Below are 15,524 nucleotides of genomic sequence, written 5' to 3'. Positions count from 1 at the left end.
TGGTTTTTGCAGCGGAATTTGAGTGGGAGGGTTCAAACATTTCAGCAAATGCGGGTGGTGAGCATTTGATGTGTTGTCATACAAGCTGAAGGATTTTTTCAGCAAAAGGGCGGTGCTTCCAGACAGGGTGATAAGCTTGCTCCTGCCCAACCCTGCGGACCTGTAGTCATGCCCATTGAAAGCCCAACGCCTGTGCGTAAACGCTCAACCAACCTGGCCCAGGGCGTGGTTGAGGCGCTGACCCAGCGCATCCTGCTCGGGCAACTCAAGCCCGGTGAAAAACTGCCGTCTGAATCCACCATCGTGCTTGAGCACGGAGTGAGCCGCACCGTGGTGCGTGAAGCCTTGTCCAAGTTGCAGGCGTCGGGGCTGGTGGAGACGCGTCACGGCATCGGCACCTTTGTGCTGGAGCAACACACGCAGCCGGGCCTGCGCCTGCATGTGGACACGGTCGCCAGCGTGCGCAACATGCTCGAATTACGCTTGGGCCTTGAGGTGCAGGCCGTGGCGTTGGCCGCCCTGCGCAGGAGCGAAGCGCAACTGGCCCATATGCGCCAGGCGCTGGACGACTACCAGGCCTCGCTGGCCAACAACGACAGTTGCGTGGAGGAAGACAAGCGCTTTCACCAGCTGATCGCCGAGGCCACCGGCAATACCTTTTTCACCGACATCATGCTGCACCTGGGCAGTGCGATGATCCCGCGCACCCAGGTCAAGGACGCCGAACGCGGCGGCGCGGACTTTGCCAAGCTGGGGCAGTTGGCGAACCTGGAGCACGAGGCGATCTACAACGCCATCAAGCGCCAGGACCCGGATGCCGCACGGGCAGCCATGGTGCTGCACTTGACCAACAGCCGGGATCGATTTTCCGGGCACTCATAAGGAACCACCGTTGAACCAACACACCTTGTCCATGCGCCTTGAGCGTGTGGCAGCGCATGTGCCGATCGGCGCACGCCTGGCCGATATCGGCTCGGACCACGCCTACCTGCCGGTGGCCTTGATGCACCGAGGCGCTATTGCGGCGGCAGTGGCGGGGGAAGTGGCCGCTACGCCGTTTCACGCAGCCAACCGTACCGTGGCCGACAACGGTCTGGCGCAGCACATCACCGTGCGCCGGGCTGATGGCTTGGCGGCAATCGAGGCGGGCGATGATATTACCGTCGTCAGCCTGTGCGGCATGGGCGGCGAAACGATCCGCGACATTCTCGACAGCGGCAAGGCGCACCTCAATGGCCGCGAACGCTTGATCCTGCAACCCAACGGCGGCGAGCAGCCGCTGCGCCAATGGCTGATGGAGAACGGCTACCAGATCCTGCACGAGGAGCTGCTGCGGGAGAACCGCTTCTACTACGAAATCATCGTCGCCGAACGCGCCGAGGCGGTCACCTATACCGCCGAGCAGCTGTACTTTGGCCCGTTGCAAATGCAGGCGCGTAGCGAGGAGTTCCTGGCGAAGTGGCAGCGTATGGTGCGCGAAAAACGCAAGACACTGGCCAGCCTCGAACAGGCGCGGCAGGCCGTGCCCGAGCAGAAAGTGCAGGAGATCGTGCAGCAGGTGAAGTGGATCGATCAGTTGCTCGCCTGAGCCACATTCACGGCACTTCACCGCTACCCTGTAGTCTTCTCCTAAATCCCCCAAGGTGTTGCCCGCTATGATCACTGTTCACCACCTCAACAATTCCCGCTCACAACGTATCCTGTGGGTGCTTGAAGAATTGGGCCTGCCCTACGACATCAAACGCTACCAGCGCGACGCCAAGACCAACCTGGCGCCACCTGAACTCAAGGCCATTCACCCCCTGGGCAAATCCCCGGTGATCGAAGACGGTTCCCGCGTGCTGATCGAATCTGCCGCAATCATCGACTACCTGATCCGCCGCCACGGCAACGGCCAACTGCAACCCGACCCGGCCACCGACGCCTACGACAGCTATGTGCAATGGCTGCATTTTGCCGAAGGCTCGGCCATGCTGCCGTTGATGCTCAACCTCTATGTGGGGCGGCTGGGGGAAGCGGGTGCACCGCTGCATCCGCGGATTGAATCGGAGTTGGCCAACTACCTGGGCTACCTGAATGATGTGCTGGGGCGCACGCCTTACCTGGTGGGCGACGAACTCAGCGGTGCGGATATCCAGATGAGCTTTATCGGTGAAGTTGCCCAGGCCCAGGGCAAATTGCAGGCTTACCCGAACCTGGCGGCGTGGCTGCAAAAGCTCCAGGCGCGGCCGGCTTACCGCAAGGCGGTGGAGCGGGGCGGGGAATACGCGTTCGCCAAATAGCCAGAGGTGAAGAGGACCAATGTGGGAGGGGGCTTGCTCCCGATAGCGGTGGGTCAGCTACAAAAATGCTGACTGACAGACTGCTATCGGGAGCAAGCCCCCTCCCACATTTGGAACCAGGTGAACCTTCGAGTCCTCCAGCGCTCACTTAAGAGGTGGCACTGGTTTTTCTCGAAAGGAATCTGCATGCACTCCACCTCGTCAATCGCGCCCGTAGAGCGTGAACTGAGCCTGCGGGCAGTCATCACCGGGATCGTGCTGGGTATCCTGCTGACCCCTTCCAACGTGTACGCGGGCTTGAAGATCGGCTGGTCGTTCAACATGTCGATCATCGCCTTGCTGATTGGCTATGGCATCTGGCAGGGCCTGGCCCGGCGTTCCGGCGAGCACCTGCCGTGGACCCTGCACGAGAGCAATATCAACCAGACCGTGGCCTCTGCCGCGGCGTCGATCATTTCCGGCGGGCTGGTCGCGCCCATCCCGGCCTATACCCTGCTCACGGGCAACCAGCTGGCGGCGCTGCCGATGATCGCCTGGGTGTTTTCGGTGAGTTTCCTGGGGATCTGGATCGCGTGGTACCTGCGGCCTTCATTGCTCAATGACAAGGCGCTGAAGTTTCCCGAAGGCATGGCCACCCTGGAAACCCTGCTGCACATCTACAACCATGGCCGCGAAGCCGCCACGCGCTTGAAAGTGCTGCTCGGCGCGGCGCTGTTGTCCGGATCGGTCAAGTGGGTAGATACCTTTATGTGGGCCTTCCCGCGCTGGTCGCCGAGCCCCGCGTTGGAGCGCCTGACCTTCACCGCAGACCCTTCACTGCTGTTGCTGGGGTTCGGCGGCATCATCGGCATTCGCGTGGGCCTGACCCTGCTGCTGGGCGCCTTGCTGGCATGGGGCGGGCTGGGGCCGTGGCTGTTGGCCAACGGCTTGGTGAGCCTGCCCGCCGACAGCAACGGTCCGCAATTTGCCGCGCTGGTGGAATGGCTGCTGTGGCCCGGGGTGAGCCTGATGGTGTGTTCCACCTTGGCGTCCCTGGCGATTCGCCTGTGGGCATTGCATCGCTCGACCCGGGCGTCTGGCGGCACGCCGTGGGCGGTTCCCAAGCCCGGGCCTGCCGTGGGGTTTGCCTTGGCGATCGCGCTGGTGGTGAGCCTGCAAGCGCTGTTGTTCGGTATCAACCTGGGCATGGCGCTGCTGACCATTCCCCTGGCGATCTGCCTGGCCGCGGTGGCGGCGCGGGTGGTGGGGGCGACCGGTATTCCGCCGATTGGCGCCATCGGGCAACTGTCCCAGCTGAGCTTTGGCATTGTTGCGCCTGGCCAGGTGCCGATCAACCTGATGAGCGCCAACACCGCCGGCGGTTCGGCGGGGCAGTGCACGGACCTGATGAACGACTTCAAGGTGGGCAAAGCGATTGGCGCGACGCCGCACAAGCAAGTGATCGCCCAGATCCTCGGAATTTTCGTCGGCAGCATCGTCGGCGTATTCGCGTACCTGGCGTTGATCCCTGACCCTCAAACCATGCTGCTCACCGAACAATGGCCGGCCCCGGCCGTCGCCACCTGGAAAGCCGTGGCCCAAACCCTGACCCACGGTTTGGATTCACTGTCCCCCAGCATCCGCTGGGCCATCGGCATTGCAAGCTTGTTCGGCGTGCTGCTGGGCATACTCGACAGCACATTACCCACACATCGCGCCCGCTATCTGCCAAGTGCGGCAGCCCTGGGACTAGCGTTTGTGTTGCCTGCGTCGGTGTCGCTGATGATGGCCCTTGGCGCGATCATGACCTGGGCCGTGAGCTGTCGCTGGCCGAGCGTGACGCAGCGCTTTGCGATCACGGCAGCGGCGGGGTTGATCGCCGGCGAGAGCATTACCGGCGTGGGCGCGTCGTTGTGGCAGATGCTGGGGAGTGGATGAATGACCCACGTGGATTTACAACTTTTCACGAATTCAAAAGGCTCATCGTTATAGGCTTGGCGCTGCGATCACTGGATCAAACCCATTCAACTGAGCGTTGAGCCTGCCCCATGAAACTGCCTGCCCTCGCTGCCACGTTTCTCGCCGTTGCTACGCTGCACCCTTTACCCGTGCACGGCGCAGGCCCCATCACCCATGTCGCCATCTACCGTGGCCCGGCAGGTTGCCCGGACTGCTCGGAAAATGTGAAAACCGCCCTGCAGCGTCTCAACACCAATTACCGGATCGACTTCGTCGGCGCCGACGAACCCATCGACATCACGCCAGAGAACCTGGCGCACTATGACCTCTACGTGCAACCCGGTGGCGGCCAGGACATCCCGGCCGCTCTCGACAGCCTGGGCGATACACGTGCCGAAGCCATCCGCGCTTACGTCGCCAACGGCGGCCGCTACCTGGGCCTGTGCATGGGCGCCTACCTGGCCGACGACAACAACCTCGGCCTGATCCCCCAGGCGCTCGACACCGAAGCCGGCCGCCCCGGTTTTGAAGTGGCCGGTATCGATGACGCCGCCGTGCGGGTGACGTGGGACGGGCAGCCTGACCATGTGTTTTACCAGGACGGCCCTTACTTCCCGAAAGCCAGCGCCGCGGCGCCCTACAAGGTCATCGCGACCTACCACAATGGCGACGTGGCGGCGGCGCGCTACACCTACGAACGTGGCGTGGTTGTTCTGAGCGGGCCGCATCCGGAAGCCGGGCGAGAGTGGTTTGAAAATGCCGATATCGAGCTGAGCAAGATGCCGCGTGGAGAGCTGTTCGGGTCGTTGATACGTAGCGCGCAAGAGTAGGGCGCCACGCTCGTCACTTCAGGGGGCCACCCTCACAAATGTCGATATCAGACACGATGGTGGCGTAACCAGGCTACTTGCGCCTGGCCTCGGGCACTTAAGGTGAGGGTCATTGGCCGCCCGAGAACAACAAAAACAATGACTAGCCTCAACTGCAACGATTCCAACGGTCAGCTGGCGCAGGGCTTCAAGCCGCGTCACGTGACCATGTTGTCCATCGCCGGCATCATCGGCGCGGGGTTGTTTGTCGGCTCCGGACATGCCATTGCCGCCGCGGGACCGGCGGTTTTACTGGCTTATCTGTTTTCCGGCCTGCTGGTGGTGCTGGTCATGCGCATGCTGGGGGAGATGGCGGTGGCACGCCCCGACACCGGCTCGTTTTCCACCTACGCCGACCAGGCCATCGGCCCCTGGGCGGGGTTCACCATCGGCTGGTTGTACTGGTGGTTCTGGGTGCTGGTCATTCCCATCGAAGCCTTGGCCGCCGGGCACGTGCTCAACCAGTGGTTCCCTCAGGTCGATGCGTGGCTGTTCGCCTTGGTCTCAATCGTGTTGCTGGTGATCACCAATCTGTTCAGCGTGGCCAAATATGGCGAGTTCGAATTCTGGTTCGCCATGGCCAAGGTGATTGCCATCGTCGGCTTTATCGGCCTGGGTTTCAGCGTGCTCATGGGCTGGATCCCGGATCGTGAAGCCAGCGGCTTGAGCCGCTTGATGGAAGAACACGGAGGTTTTGCCCCCAACGGCCTTTCGGCGGTGGTGGGCGCGTTCATTACCATCATGTTCAGTTTCATCGGTACCGAAGCGGTGACCATCGCCGCAGCCGAATCGAGCAACCCGGCGCAGAACATCGCCAAGGCCACCCGCTCGGTGATCTGGCGCATCGGCGTGTTCTACCTGTTGTCGATCTCCATCGTGATTTCCGTGGTGCCCTGGAATGACCCGCTGCTGGCGTCCGTGGGCTCCTATCAGCGCGCACTGGAACTGATGAATATTCCCAATGCCAAGTTCATGGTCGATGTGGTGGTACTGATTGCGGTAGCCAGTTGCATGAACTCCTCGATCTACATTTCCTCGCGCATGTTGTTTTCCCTGGGCAAACGCGGCGATGCGCCATCGGCCCTTAAAATCACCTCGAAGGCGGGCGTGCCCCGGGCGGCGGTGATCGCCAGCACCATCATCGGTGCGGGCGTCACGTTGCTGAGCTACTTCATGCCAGCCGGTCTGTTCCAGTTCCTGCTCGCCAGCTCCGGCGCCATCGCGTTGTTGGTGTACCTGGTGATCGCGATCTCGCAACTGCGTATGCGTCGCTTGCTGCTTCGGCAAAACGTCGAGTTGACCTTTCGCATGTGGCTGTTTCCGTGGCTGACTTACCTGGTGATCGTGTTCATCTGCCTGGCCCTGGGGGTGATGATGGTGACGCCCGAGCACCGCACCGAAGTGTCCTCGACCATTGGCCTGGCGTTGGTGATTTCCTTCATCGGCCTGGTCACGTCGCGCCAGCACAACCGGGCACCCAAGCCGGTGGCGCTGGAACATTCCTGATCACGCCTGCGGGGTAGCGGTGATGGAAACCGAGGCACCTGTTTGCCAGACCATCGGCTTTTTGCTGCTGGACCAATTCACCCTGATATCGCTGTCGTGTGCGGTCGAGCCGCTGCGCATGGCCAACCAATTGGCGGGCGAAGAACTCTACCGTTGGCAAACCCTGAGCCTGGACGGCCAGCCGGTTTGGGCCAGCGATGGCGTGTCGGTGACCCCGGATGCGTGCGCGCAGGACCAGCGCGGCTTCGATGCGGTGATCGTGTGCGGCGGCGTCGGCATTCAACAGGCTATCAGCCCTGCGCTCATCGCCTGGCTGCGCAGCCAGGCGCGCTTGTACTGCAAACGTCTCGGCGCGGTGTGCACCGGCAGTTGGGCACTGGCCCAGGCGGGGTTGCTCGATGGCTTCCAGTGCAGTGTGCATTGGGAGCTGATGGCGTCGATGCAGGAGGCGTTTACCCGCGTCAAGGTCAGCTCCAGCGTGTTCACGCTCGATGGCAACCGCTTCACCAGCTCCGGCGGCACTGCACCGCTGGACATGATGCTGCACCTGATCGGCCGCGATCACGGGCACACGTTGTCGGCGGCGATTTCCCAGATGTTCGTGTACGAGCGCATTCGCAATGAGCGCGACCACCAACGCGTGCCGCTCAAGCACCTGCTCGGCACGCAACAGCCCAAGCTGCAAGAAGTGGTCGCCCTGATGGAATCTAACCTGGAAGAACCCATCGACCTCGACCAACTGGCCGCCTATGTTCACGTGTCCCGACGCCAGTTGGAGCGCATGTTCCAGAAGCACCTGTACTGCACGCCATCGCGCTATTACCTCAAACTGCGCCTGACCCGTGCGCGTCAGTTGTTGATGCAGACGCCGATTTCGATTGTCGAGCTGGCGGTGATTTGCGGCTTTGTGTCCACGCCGCATTTTTCCAAGTGCTACCGGGACTTCTTCGGCGTGGCGCCCAGCGATGAGCGCTCGGACATGCGCCTGCATCCGCCGCCTGAGCTACGGCCCGAGGTGCAAGCCCGGGCCCCGCAAAGGCCCAGGAATGCACTGGAGCAGGCGCGCGACGAGCCGACCTTTGCCACGGTGCAGATTCAGCGGCGCTAAGGCGATGCTCAGCTTAGCGTCAGAATGTTGTCTGTAGACCCACCCTGAGGGTTCGGCCCGGTGCCGGCATAAAGCTTTGCGCCAGCGGGTCCAGGTAGTAGCGGTCGGTGAGGTTTTGCAGCGAGACATTCAGTTGGGTGTGGTCCTGCAATTTGTAGTTGAGGAACAAGTCCACCAGCGTCACTTCGCGATAGACCAATTGTGGCGTGGTGGCGCCTGTCTGCCAGGGTTTATCGGCGGTCACCGTGGGGCCGGAGGTGTAGGTGATGCGCGTGCCGACCGTCAGCGACTGGTCGAAAAAGCGCACGCCGGTGGTCAGGTTGGCGGCAAAGCGTGGCGGGTTCTGGGTGTTGGTGTAGGAGCCCATGAAACTGCCGGGCGTGCAGTTGGGCGTCTGGCTGGTGTCGCGATAGCGGTTGCTGCTGGCACGCAGGCGAGCGGCGAACGCCGAGTCGCAGGTTTGGGTCTTGAGGTAGTAGGTGGATGACAGGTCGGCAAACACACGGCCGGCATCGTAATGGGACTGCAACTCCAGGCCGCTGGTCTTGAAGCTGTCGGTGTTGCTGAATTGCATCTGGCCCATCAGGCCGGGGCTGGGGTCGTAGTAACGGGTGATGTAGTTTTTGATCGTGTTGTTGAAGTACGCCAGTTTGATCGCCGCCTCATCGTCAGCCACAAACAGGCCTTTTTGGAGGGTGCTGGCGCCGATTTCCCAGTTGCTCGAACGCTCGGGCTTCAAGCCTTTGCCGGGTAGGGTTTGTAATACGCCCTGGCTGGTCTCGAACAGCGACGGCATCCGCAGGCCCTGGGTGTAAGAGGCGTAGACGAAGGTGTCGGGCGCCACCTCCAGATTGATGCCGAAGGCAGGCGCAAATGCACCGCCGCTGTTGCGGTTTTTTCCGGAGTAGTCATAACCGCTGACCACTTCGCCCACCTGGGGCTCATACGCCGTGGTATCCGTGGCCCCGAAATCGTTATAGCGCGGGCCCTCAAATGGGTAGTTGGTGTTACTGAAAACGATGCCGTTGTTCAGGCGCGGGTCGGTAGCGTCGGTGTAGTCCCCGTTCATGTCGGGGAACCAGAGCATGTTGCCGTAGGCCCCGGCGTTCGTGGCTGACACGTAGCGCAACGGGCGCTCTTCCCGGCGCGCCGTTGAAAGCGGCACATGGTCTTGTGTGCGGTAATAGGTATAGCGGCCACCGCCCCATAGTGTCAGGCGGTCCACGGGTTGGTATTCGAGCTTGCCGTTGAGGTTGAATTCCTGGCGTGAACCATCGCGCAAACTGCGGTTGGCGTTGATGTCGTGCTGGGTGGTGACCACGCCTTTTTGCGGGCGCAGCTCTTCGACCTGGAAGCCACCGCCCAAGTCCAGCTTGAGGTCACCATAGTCGCTGGTGAACCGTGAGGTATTGGCCAGGTCACCGCCGATGCGACGGTTGGCCTGACGGCTCCAGTTGCGGTCCGAACGGTAGGCTTGGGAAGCGGGCGCGAGCACTGAAGTCAGTTGGCTGGTTTGCGCATCGGTCATCCACAGGCTGGTGGTAAGGTCCACCAGCGGGTTGTTGGTGGGCAGGTAATGGTAGCGCGCGGTATAGGTGTCGATCCGGGTATGGCCCAGCGGGTACTGGTAGATGCCGCCGGTGCCGAACCGAAAAATATCCGACGGCATGATCTCGCCGATGTGCCCGTTGTAGCGCTGGTAACCGAGGTCGAAGGTGTGCTCGTCGGTGGGGCGGATCGTAGTCTTGAGCAACCAGGATTCAGTCTCGGCCGACGAATTGAGTACTTCTTCGCCGGCGTTATAAGTGCTGGCCACTGTGCTTTCTTCGTCGCCATAGCGGTCGTAGGTACGGTAGCGATCCTGTCCCTTTTTGCCGGCAAAATAGTTGCCTTGATTGCGGTGGGCGTAGGCTGCGACCACATCGAACAGGTCATGGGTGTAGGCAAACGCGGCGCTGCCGGATTCGGCTTGGGAGCCGAACAGCCCGCCACGGTTTCGGTGCGGTTCGGCGTACAGGCTGCCCTCGGATGAGTGACCGTCGCGGTAGGCGGGCGCAACGCCGTTGTTCCACGCCTCGCCCTTGAGGCGCAGGCCGATGTTTTGCCCATCGCGCAGAATGTCTTCAACCCCAAGGGTGCGCATTTTTACCGTGCCGCCAATGGCGCTGGAGTTAACGCTGGGGCCCTTGTCGATGGTCACGTCGCTGATCAAATCCGGGTCGATGTAACTGCGCTGTTGGGTGCCGGCATAGCCGCGATACACATCCAGCGCTTGCTGCGCGCCATCCACCGTAACCGCCACGCGGCTCTGGCCCTGGATGCCGCGGATGTTCACATCCAAACCGCCGCCGTTGCGGCTGTCGCCCACCTGCACGCCGGGCTGGCCTTTGAGCAGGTCGCCGGCGGAGATCACGCCGAAGCGCTGCATGTCCTCGCCGGAGATATACACGGAGGAACGCGGCGCCGAATACACCTGCTGTTTCTGCGGGTCTTCGCCGGTGACTTTCTGCGTGGGCAGCGCAAGCGCCGTGCCGCCCGGGTACAGCTCGTAGCTGCCATCGGCCAGGCGCTGATAACTCAAGCGCGTGCCTTCCAGCAGCCGTGTCAACGCGGCTTCGGTGGTGAAGTCGCCGGTCAGGCCCTGGCTGCTCTTGCCGGCAGTCAGCGTGGCGCGCCCCGCCATGCTGATGCCCGCCTGTACGCCGAAGCGCGAGAGCACCTGGTCCAGCGTACCGGCGTCGATGTGGAAGTGCTGGCGCTCATCGGCTGCCAACACCGCCGCGACGTACAGCGGTTGCAAGCCAAGAAACAGCAGGCCGAGCGTGCGGCTGCGCAGAACATGGAGGGGGGAGGTCATGCAGGGCTCCTGAGGGTGAAGGCCCACCTGTTTCGATGGGTTGTTCCCATAGGCCAAGCGACGTGGAAAAAACTGCGCTGTATTACGAAAATATTTTCAGGCCGGCACCACGGTCACCCAATAACGCGTGCGCCGCTCAATGCGCACCGGCAGCGCCTTGGCCAGCAGGGCCAGGGCGGCGTCGGTGTCGTCGAGCTGGAAACTGCCGGTGACGCGCAAGCCTGCAACGGCTTCGCCACAGCGCAGAATCCCTGGGCGATAGCGCGAGAGTTCGGCCAGCAGCGTGTCCAGGCGCATGCGTTCGGCGGGCAGCAAACCCCGCAGCCAGGCCTGGGCGAGGAACCCATCGACAGGAGCCGGCGCGGCGATACCCTGGCTATTGACCTGGGTACGCCAGCCCGCGTCCAGCCGCAGGGGCAGTTGGTGGCCTCGCGCATGCACCTGTACCAAGCCGCGCAGGACCGTCACCTGGGTACCCCGGCGGTCGTGGCGCACCAGCAGATGAGCGCCCGGGCTATGCAGCGTCGCGTCGGGTGTCAGCAGTTGCAGCGCCCGCGATTCGACGGGCGCGTCCAGGGCCATCTCGCCTTCGACCAACTGCACGCTGCGCTGTGCGGCGTTGAAGTCCAGGTTGACCGCGCTGGCGGTGTTCAGCCACAACGAACCGCCGTCGGCCAACCGCCATTCGCGCCGCTCGCCGGTGCCGGTGCTATAAGTGGCCAACGCCGAACGTACTACGGTGGACTGCGCACCCTGCCACGACAGCCCGCCGAGCAGGCCGACGGCGAGCAGCGCCTTGAGCATCTGGCGGCGCTGCTGTGGATCATTGCCGGCAGCTTCCAGCGCCCGTCGCGTGGTGGCATCCGCCAACAGTGTCGCTCCCGGTTGCAACGACAACGGCAAACTGCTGACGCGCTGCCAGGCGTATTCATGTTCGGTATTGGCTTGGCGCCATTGCTGCAAAGCCAAACAATCGGCAGCGTTCATCAGCCCGGATTGGCTTTTGACTAGCCAGTTGATGGCGCTGTCGCGGACCTGCGGATCAACCGGCAGGCTCATTCAAAACGACTCGCGTAACACACGCTGAACGCCTTGCCCATGGCCCGCTGCACCTGAGCCACGCTGAGGTTCAGCTGCGCGGCGATTTGCGGGTAGGTCAAGCCGTCGAGCTGGGACAAGAAGAAAATCCGCCGCACCGGCATCGACAGCCCCACCAGCAATGAGTCGAGTTGCAGCAGGGTCTCGATGGTCAGCAGTCGCTCCTCCGGCGAGGGCTCCAACGCTTCGGGCCGAGCGGCCAGTGCCTCCAGGTAAGCGCGTTCAATCGCCTGGCGCCGCCAGCGATTGATCAGCAAATCATTGGCAATCTTGGCCAGAAACGCCATGGGCTGGCGCAGCTCGCCCACCTCCTGGCGCGAGCACAACACGCGCACGAAGGTATCGTGGGCCAGGTCCTCGGCATCGGCACGGTGCCCCAGACGTCGATGCAACCAGCCCCGCAACCAGGTGCGGTGGCGGGTATACAACTGCTCGACCGGCGAGGCGGTGCTGTCGTTGAACATGTGAGATTCGCTTGGCTTAAATGATAACTCTTCTCATCTTATGGGTTTTGGTTAAGGGTTGTACAGCGCTAAGCAGCGTACGCCTGCGCTCAAATCCACTGATCGTTGACTGCCGTCCGCTCTCCGCCTTCGTGTCCGGTGTTCAAGATACCCCTTGGCTCGATCATCATCAGCCTGGCTTCTCCTTCGGCGGCGGTCCTGTGCTCAATGCCACGCGGCACCACATACAACTCACCCGGCTTCACATACACCGGGCCACCCGGCAGGTCGATACGCAGCGTGCCTTCGAGCACCAGGAAGGCTTCATCGGTTTCGGGGTGCGAATGCCAGATGAACTCGCCCTCGATGCGCACCACCTTGAACTGGTAGTCGTTCATTTCGGCAACCACTCTTGGGCTCCATTGCTGATCGATGAGCGAGGCTTTTTGTGCGAGGTTTACAGGCTGTGCTTGAGTCATGCGGGGTCTTCCTGTCGATGAGAAGGCCAGACTACCCAGGCAACCGGTCAGCAGGCTTGTACGATCCTGCAACCTCAGCGCACCCGCGTACGGCTCTGCACCGCCAGGTCCAACGCCTTTTGCATATCCAGCCGCGCCGAACGGCCCACGTCCTGGTCATTGAGTTGGTAGCTGCGCTCTGAGGGCAGGATGGGCGCGGTGAGGTCCTGGGCGTCGCTGCGTTCGAAATCATGGTTGTCGCCAATCGCCATGGCGCTGCGGCGCAGCAGCATGCGCAGTTGTTCGGGTTCAAGTTGCGGGTTGATCGACAGCATCGCCGCCAGCAGCCCCGCGACCATCGGCGTGGCGTAGGAGGTGCCGCAACGCACCGCGCCTTCCTCGCCGGCCGTGGCGGTGGAGGCATGGGCGCAGGCGGCGGCGGTGATGTCCACGCGCATGTCGACATTCGAAGAGCTGCGTGTGACGGCGTAAGCCGGGTTTTCAACGGCAATGCCGGTGCGCTGGTTGCGCTGGTGCGCGCCGACCACCAGCAATTGTTCGGTGATGAAGGAGGAGGGCAGGCGGTAGTCATCACTGCCCGAAAACGCCGAGCCATTGCCGGCAGAGTTCACCACGATCACGTCGGGATGTTCCTTGCGCAGCCACAGGAAAAACTCTTCGAGCAGTTCTTCATAGCCGCTCATGGCAATGCCCGAGCGCACCAGGGAATCGACGTCGTTGCTATTGACGTCCTTGGCCCCGACGCGATGAATGCCCCAGCTCCAATTGAGCACGCGCACGCCGTCTTCCACCAGGTTGACTGACGCGGCGATGTTGGCGGTAATGCCGGCATCAGAGTTGCGGTCGACAATCACCTCGAAGCCATTACTCGCCTTGTCCAGCCCGCGCAGAAAGCCCCTGTTGCCGCCATTATCCCAGCCTGCCGCGAGTATGCCGGTGACCGTGGTGCCATGGCTGTCCGGCGCCTGCGTATCGCGGGCATACACGCAGGTGCGTTTGGGCGAGCAGGGGCCGAGGTCGTCGGCGAAATCCGCGGTGTCGAAATCCACCCCGCGCTCGATCACGCCGATGCGTACCGGTTGCGGCGCTATGGGCGTACGTTGACCCGGGATGCGACGCTGATAGTAAGCCACCGCATCAAGAAAGCGGTTGGCGGCCCACTCGTCAGAGTCTGGCGCCGGCTTGCTTGGTTTTTCAGGGGGCGGCTGTTCGGCTTCTTCGGCTGCGGACTCTTCGATGACCACCGCATCCACGCTGGTCTCGCTGCCCAGGCGCAGCACCAGTGCATCGCGTTGCATCAGGTCCTTGGCCGGCAGGCGCAGCTGGTAGACGTTCAGCGGTGCAATGCTGCCCACCACGGTTGCGCCGTACTTGCGCGCCAGGCGCTCGGCTTCTTGGCGACCGTCGTGGTCTTCTTCAATCAGCACGCTGACCAGGTCGACATAGGTGGTCAACCCATCCATGTTCTTGGCGACTTCACTTGGCCCGGCGGCCACCACCTGGCTGTGGCGCAGGGTCAACCAGGCCGCATTGCTGGTACGCGGGCCGTCTTCCAGCCACAGCGGGCCACTTTGGTAAGCGGCACTGTCCAGCTGCAGGCGCAACTGGTTGCCGTCGCGCTGCAGGGCCTTGGCCGGCAATGCCTGGCCCGCCAGTTTCAACTGCGGGGTGCCAGCGCCGAGGCCGCGCACGGTCAGGCACCAGTGCTGCTGACGGTTTTCCAGCAGGTCGCCACACCGCTTGAGGTTTTCCAGGCGCAACGGTTCCTGGGCCACGGCGTACGAGCTGGCAGCCAAGGTGAGCAAGCTGAGGAGGGCGGCGCAGCGTAACGGCATGAGCAGGGTTCCTTGCCTTTAGGGCCTGCTGTTCCGACTGCACCAGAGCCTGCTTCGTTCAGCCTGCGCAACTGAACTCCCGCTGCGCGGGCTGACTCATAACGAAGGGGCAAGTGCACAGGATGGATGTGGCAATGACCCGACAACAGGCACTCAAAGGCGATATGGGCATGGTCTTCGAAACCGACCTGCTCGCACGTCTCGACCGCCTGCCCTGAGGCCGCTTCCATACCCTGCTGGTGTTTGCCTTGGGTATCACTTGGCTGCTCGACGGCCTCGAGGTGAACTCTGGCCGGCTTGATGGCGTGGATGGCGATTTTCTTCTTTGCCTCGGCGGCGGTGAGTTCGGCGTATTTGACCGTGGCGGAAACCTTCCCGCTGTAGATACGTGCACTGGCGATTGCGGTGTTCTATGCGTTTGGCACCGGGTTCGGCGGGATTATCGGCCCGACGTTATTTGGGCAACTCATACAAACCCAGCTGCGTGGGAATTTGCTGATTGGGTATTTGATCCGCGCAGGGTTAATGTGCGCGGCGGTGCTGTTGCAAGCAGTCTGGGGTGTGGCGGCGGAGTGCTAGGCGTTGGAAACGGTGGCGCGGCCGTTGTCACAGGCTGAAGATTGAGGGGACGCAATCAATAAACGCGACTTGGTTGATACCTTCGATCTAAAGATTGCGCCTTTGCCGCCGATAAACCCAAGAACCCGCCAATCATGGATCGATTAAATGGCACTTTCCGTCAGCTATGCCTATATTCCGCCGGCCACCGTCAGCCTCCCATCTTCTGACCAGAAGCTCGTGTCCCAGACGCTGATGGACTCCGCCAAGCAAGCCGCGGCGACCATCTACCATCCCAGTGAAGCTACCCAAACCGCGCAGGAATCCCTACAGGCTGTCTACACCTGGATCGGCCGTTCCCAATCGCCGGTATTTCTGCGTTTCGTCGGAATATTCACCGGGGCGCAAAGTGTTCTGAAAACCTGGTTCAAGACATTCGAAGCGGTCCTAGCAACTGCCGCGCCCGACTCGGCCAAGATTGGTGGTTTTACTGTCGAATCCCATGGCCGTCTGAAAGTGTTCGATAAGGCTGGTCAGGCATGATTCGCAAA

The 15,524-nt window shown here is 62.3% G+C and carries 13 protein-coding genes and 1 pseudogene; 9 read left to right on the top strand and 5 right to left on the bottom strand.

The features are described from left to right. Positions 1 to 168: 168 nt before the first annotated feature. From LJX92_RS17825 to LJX92_RS17795, 7 genes are all read left to right on the top strand, one after another. Positions 169 to 882: a FadR/GntR family transcriptional regulator gene (locus LJX92_RS17825; protein WP_032880194.1), complete on the top strand. Its 714-nt coding sequence runs from the start codon at positions 169 to 171 to the stop codon at positions 880 to 882. Positions 883 to 892: 10 nt separating this feature from the next. Continuing rightward, positions 893 to 1,588, top strand: coding sequence for a tRNA (adenine(22)-N(1))-methyltransferase (locus LJX92_RS17820; RefSeq protein ID WP_228308750.1), 696 nt, complete (start codon positions 893 to 895; stop codon positions 1,586 to 1,588). Positions 1,589 to 1,655: 67 nt separating this feature from the next. Next, complete coding sequence (locus LJX92_RS17815; RefSeq protein WP_078821883.1) at positions 1,656 to 2,282, top strand: glutathione S-transferase family protein; 627 nt, start codon at positions 1,656 to 1,658, stop codon at positions 2,280 to 2,282. 186 nt (positions 2,283 to 2,468) lie between these two features. Next, positions 2,469 to 4,199: an OPT family oligopeptide transporter gene (locus tag LJX92_RS17810; protein WP_228308749.1), complete on the top strand. Its 1,731-nt coding sequence runs from the start codon at positions 2,469 to 2,471 to the stop codon at positions 4,197 to 4,199. Between the two features lie 110 nt (positions 4,200 to 4,309). Then, positions 4,310 to 5,050 (top strand): BPL-N domain-containing protein, encoded by a 741-nt coding sequence (locus LJX92_RS17805; protein WP_228308748.1) that lies wholly within the window; start codon positions 4,310 to 4,312, stop codon positions 5,048 to 5,050. A gap of 138 nt (positions 5,051 to 5,188) precedes the next feature. Then, positions 5,189 to 6,595: an amino acid permease gene (locus tag LJX92_RS17800; protein ID WP_032880200.1), complete on the top strand. Its 1,407-nt coding sequence runs from the start codon at positions 5,189 to 5,191 to the stop codon at positions 6,593 to 6,595. 22 nt (positions 6,596 to 6,617) lie between these two features. After that, positions 6,618 to 7,703, top strand: a complete 1,086-nt coding sequence (locus LJX92_RS17795) for a GlxA family transcriptional regulator (protein ID WP_032880201.1) — start codon at positions 6,618 to 6,620, stop codon at positions 7,701 to 7,703. A 19-nt stretch (positions 7,704 to 7,722) separates the two neighbouring features. Here the strand turns inward: LJX92_RS17795 and LJX92_RS17790 are convergent, their stop codons facing one another. From LJX92_RS17790 to LJX92_RS17770, 5 genes are all read right to left on the bottom strand, one after another. After that, positions 7,723 to 10,560 carry a TonB-dependent receptor gene (locus tag LJX92_RS17790; RefSeq protein WP_228308747.1) on the bottom strand — a complete coding sequence of 946 codons (2,838 nt, stop codon included), beginning with the start codon at positions 10,558 to 10,560 and terminating at the stop codon, positions 7,723 to 7,725. 96 nt (positions 10,561 to 10,656) lie between these two features. After that, complete coding sequence (locus LJX92_RS17785; protein WP_228308746.1) at positions 10,657 to 11,619, bottom strand: FecR domain-containing protein; 963 nt, start codon at positions 11,617 to 11,619, stop codon at positions 10,657 to 10,659. Next, the gene (locus LJX92_RS17780; RefSeq protein WP_060767271.1) at positions 11,616 to 12,122 is read right to left on the bottom strand and encodes a sigma-70 family RNA polymerase sigma factor; all 507 of its coding nucleotides are present in this window, start codon (positions 12,120 to 12,122) and stop codon (positions 11,616 to 11,618) included. The genes LJX92_RS17785 and LJX92_RS17780 overlap by 4 nt, the downstream gene beginning before the upstream one ends. A gap of 89 nt (positions 12,123 to 12,211) precedes the next feature. Next, on the bottom strand, positions 12,212 to 12,580 hold the full coding sequence (locus LJX92_RS17775) for a cupin domain-containing protein (RefSeq protein WP_228308745.1): 369 nt from the start codon (positions 12,578 to 12,580) through the stop codon (positions 12,212 to 12,214). 74 nt (positions 12,581 to 12,654) lie between these two features. After that, the gene (locus tag LJX92_RS17770) at positions 12,655 to 14,415 is read right to left on the bottom strand and encodes a S8/S53 family peptidase (protein WP_228308744.1); all 1,761 of its coding nucleotides are present in this window, start codon (positions 14,413 to 14,415) and stop codon (positions 12,655 to 12,657) included. Positions 14,416 to 14,715: 300 nt separating this feature from the next. Between LJX92_RS17770 and LJX92_RS17765 the strand changes: the two are divergent. Next, a pseudogene (locus tag LJX92_RS17765) lies at positions 14,716 to 14,994 on the top strand (MFS transporter); the annotation flags it as partial. Between the two features lie 147 nt (positions 14,995 to 15,141). Next, on the top strand, positions 15,142 to 15,516 hold the full coding sequence (locus LJX92_RS17760) for a hypothetical protein (protein WP_228308743.1): 375 nt from the start codon (positions 15,142 to 15,144) through the stop codon (positions 15,514 to 15,516). Positions 15,517 to 15,524 lie beyond the last annotated feature (8 nt).

It is taken from the genome of Pseudomonas sp. HN8-3 (genome assembly GCF_020790195.1).
Classification (GTDB): domain Bacteria; phylum Pseudomonadota; class Gammaproteobacteria; order Pseudomonadales; family Pseudomonadaceae; genus Aquipseudomonas; species Aquipseudomonas synxantha_A.
The sequence above is the reverse complement of the archived record's forward strand: the minus strand, read 5'-3'. Positions and strand labels throughout refer to the sequence as shown.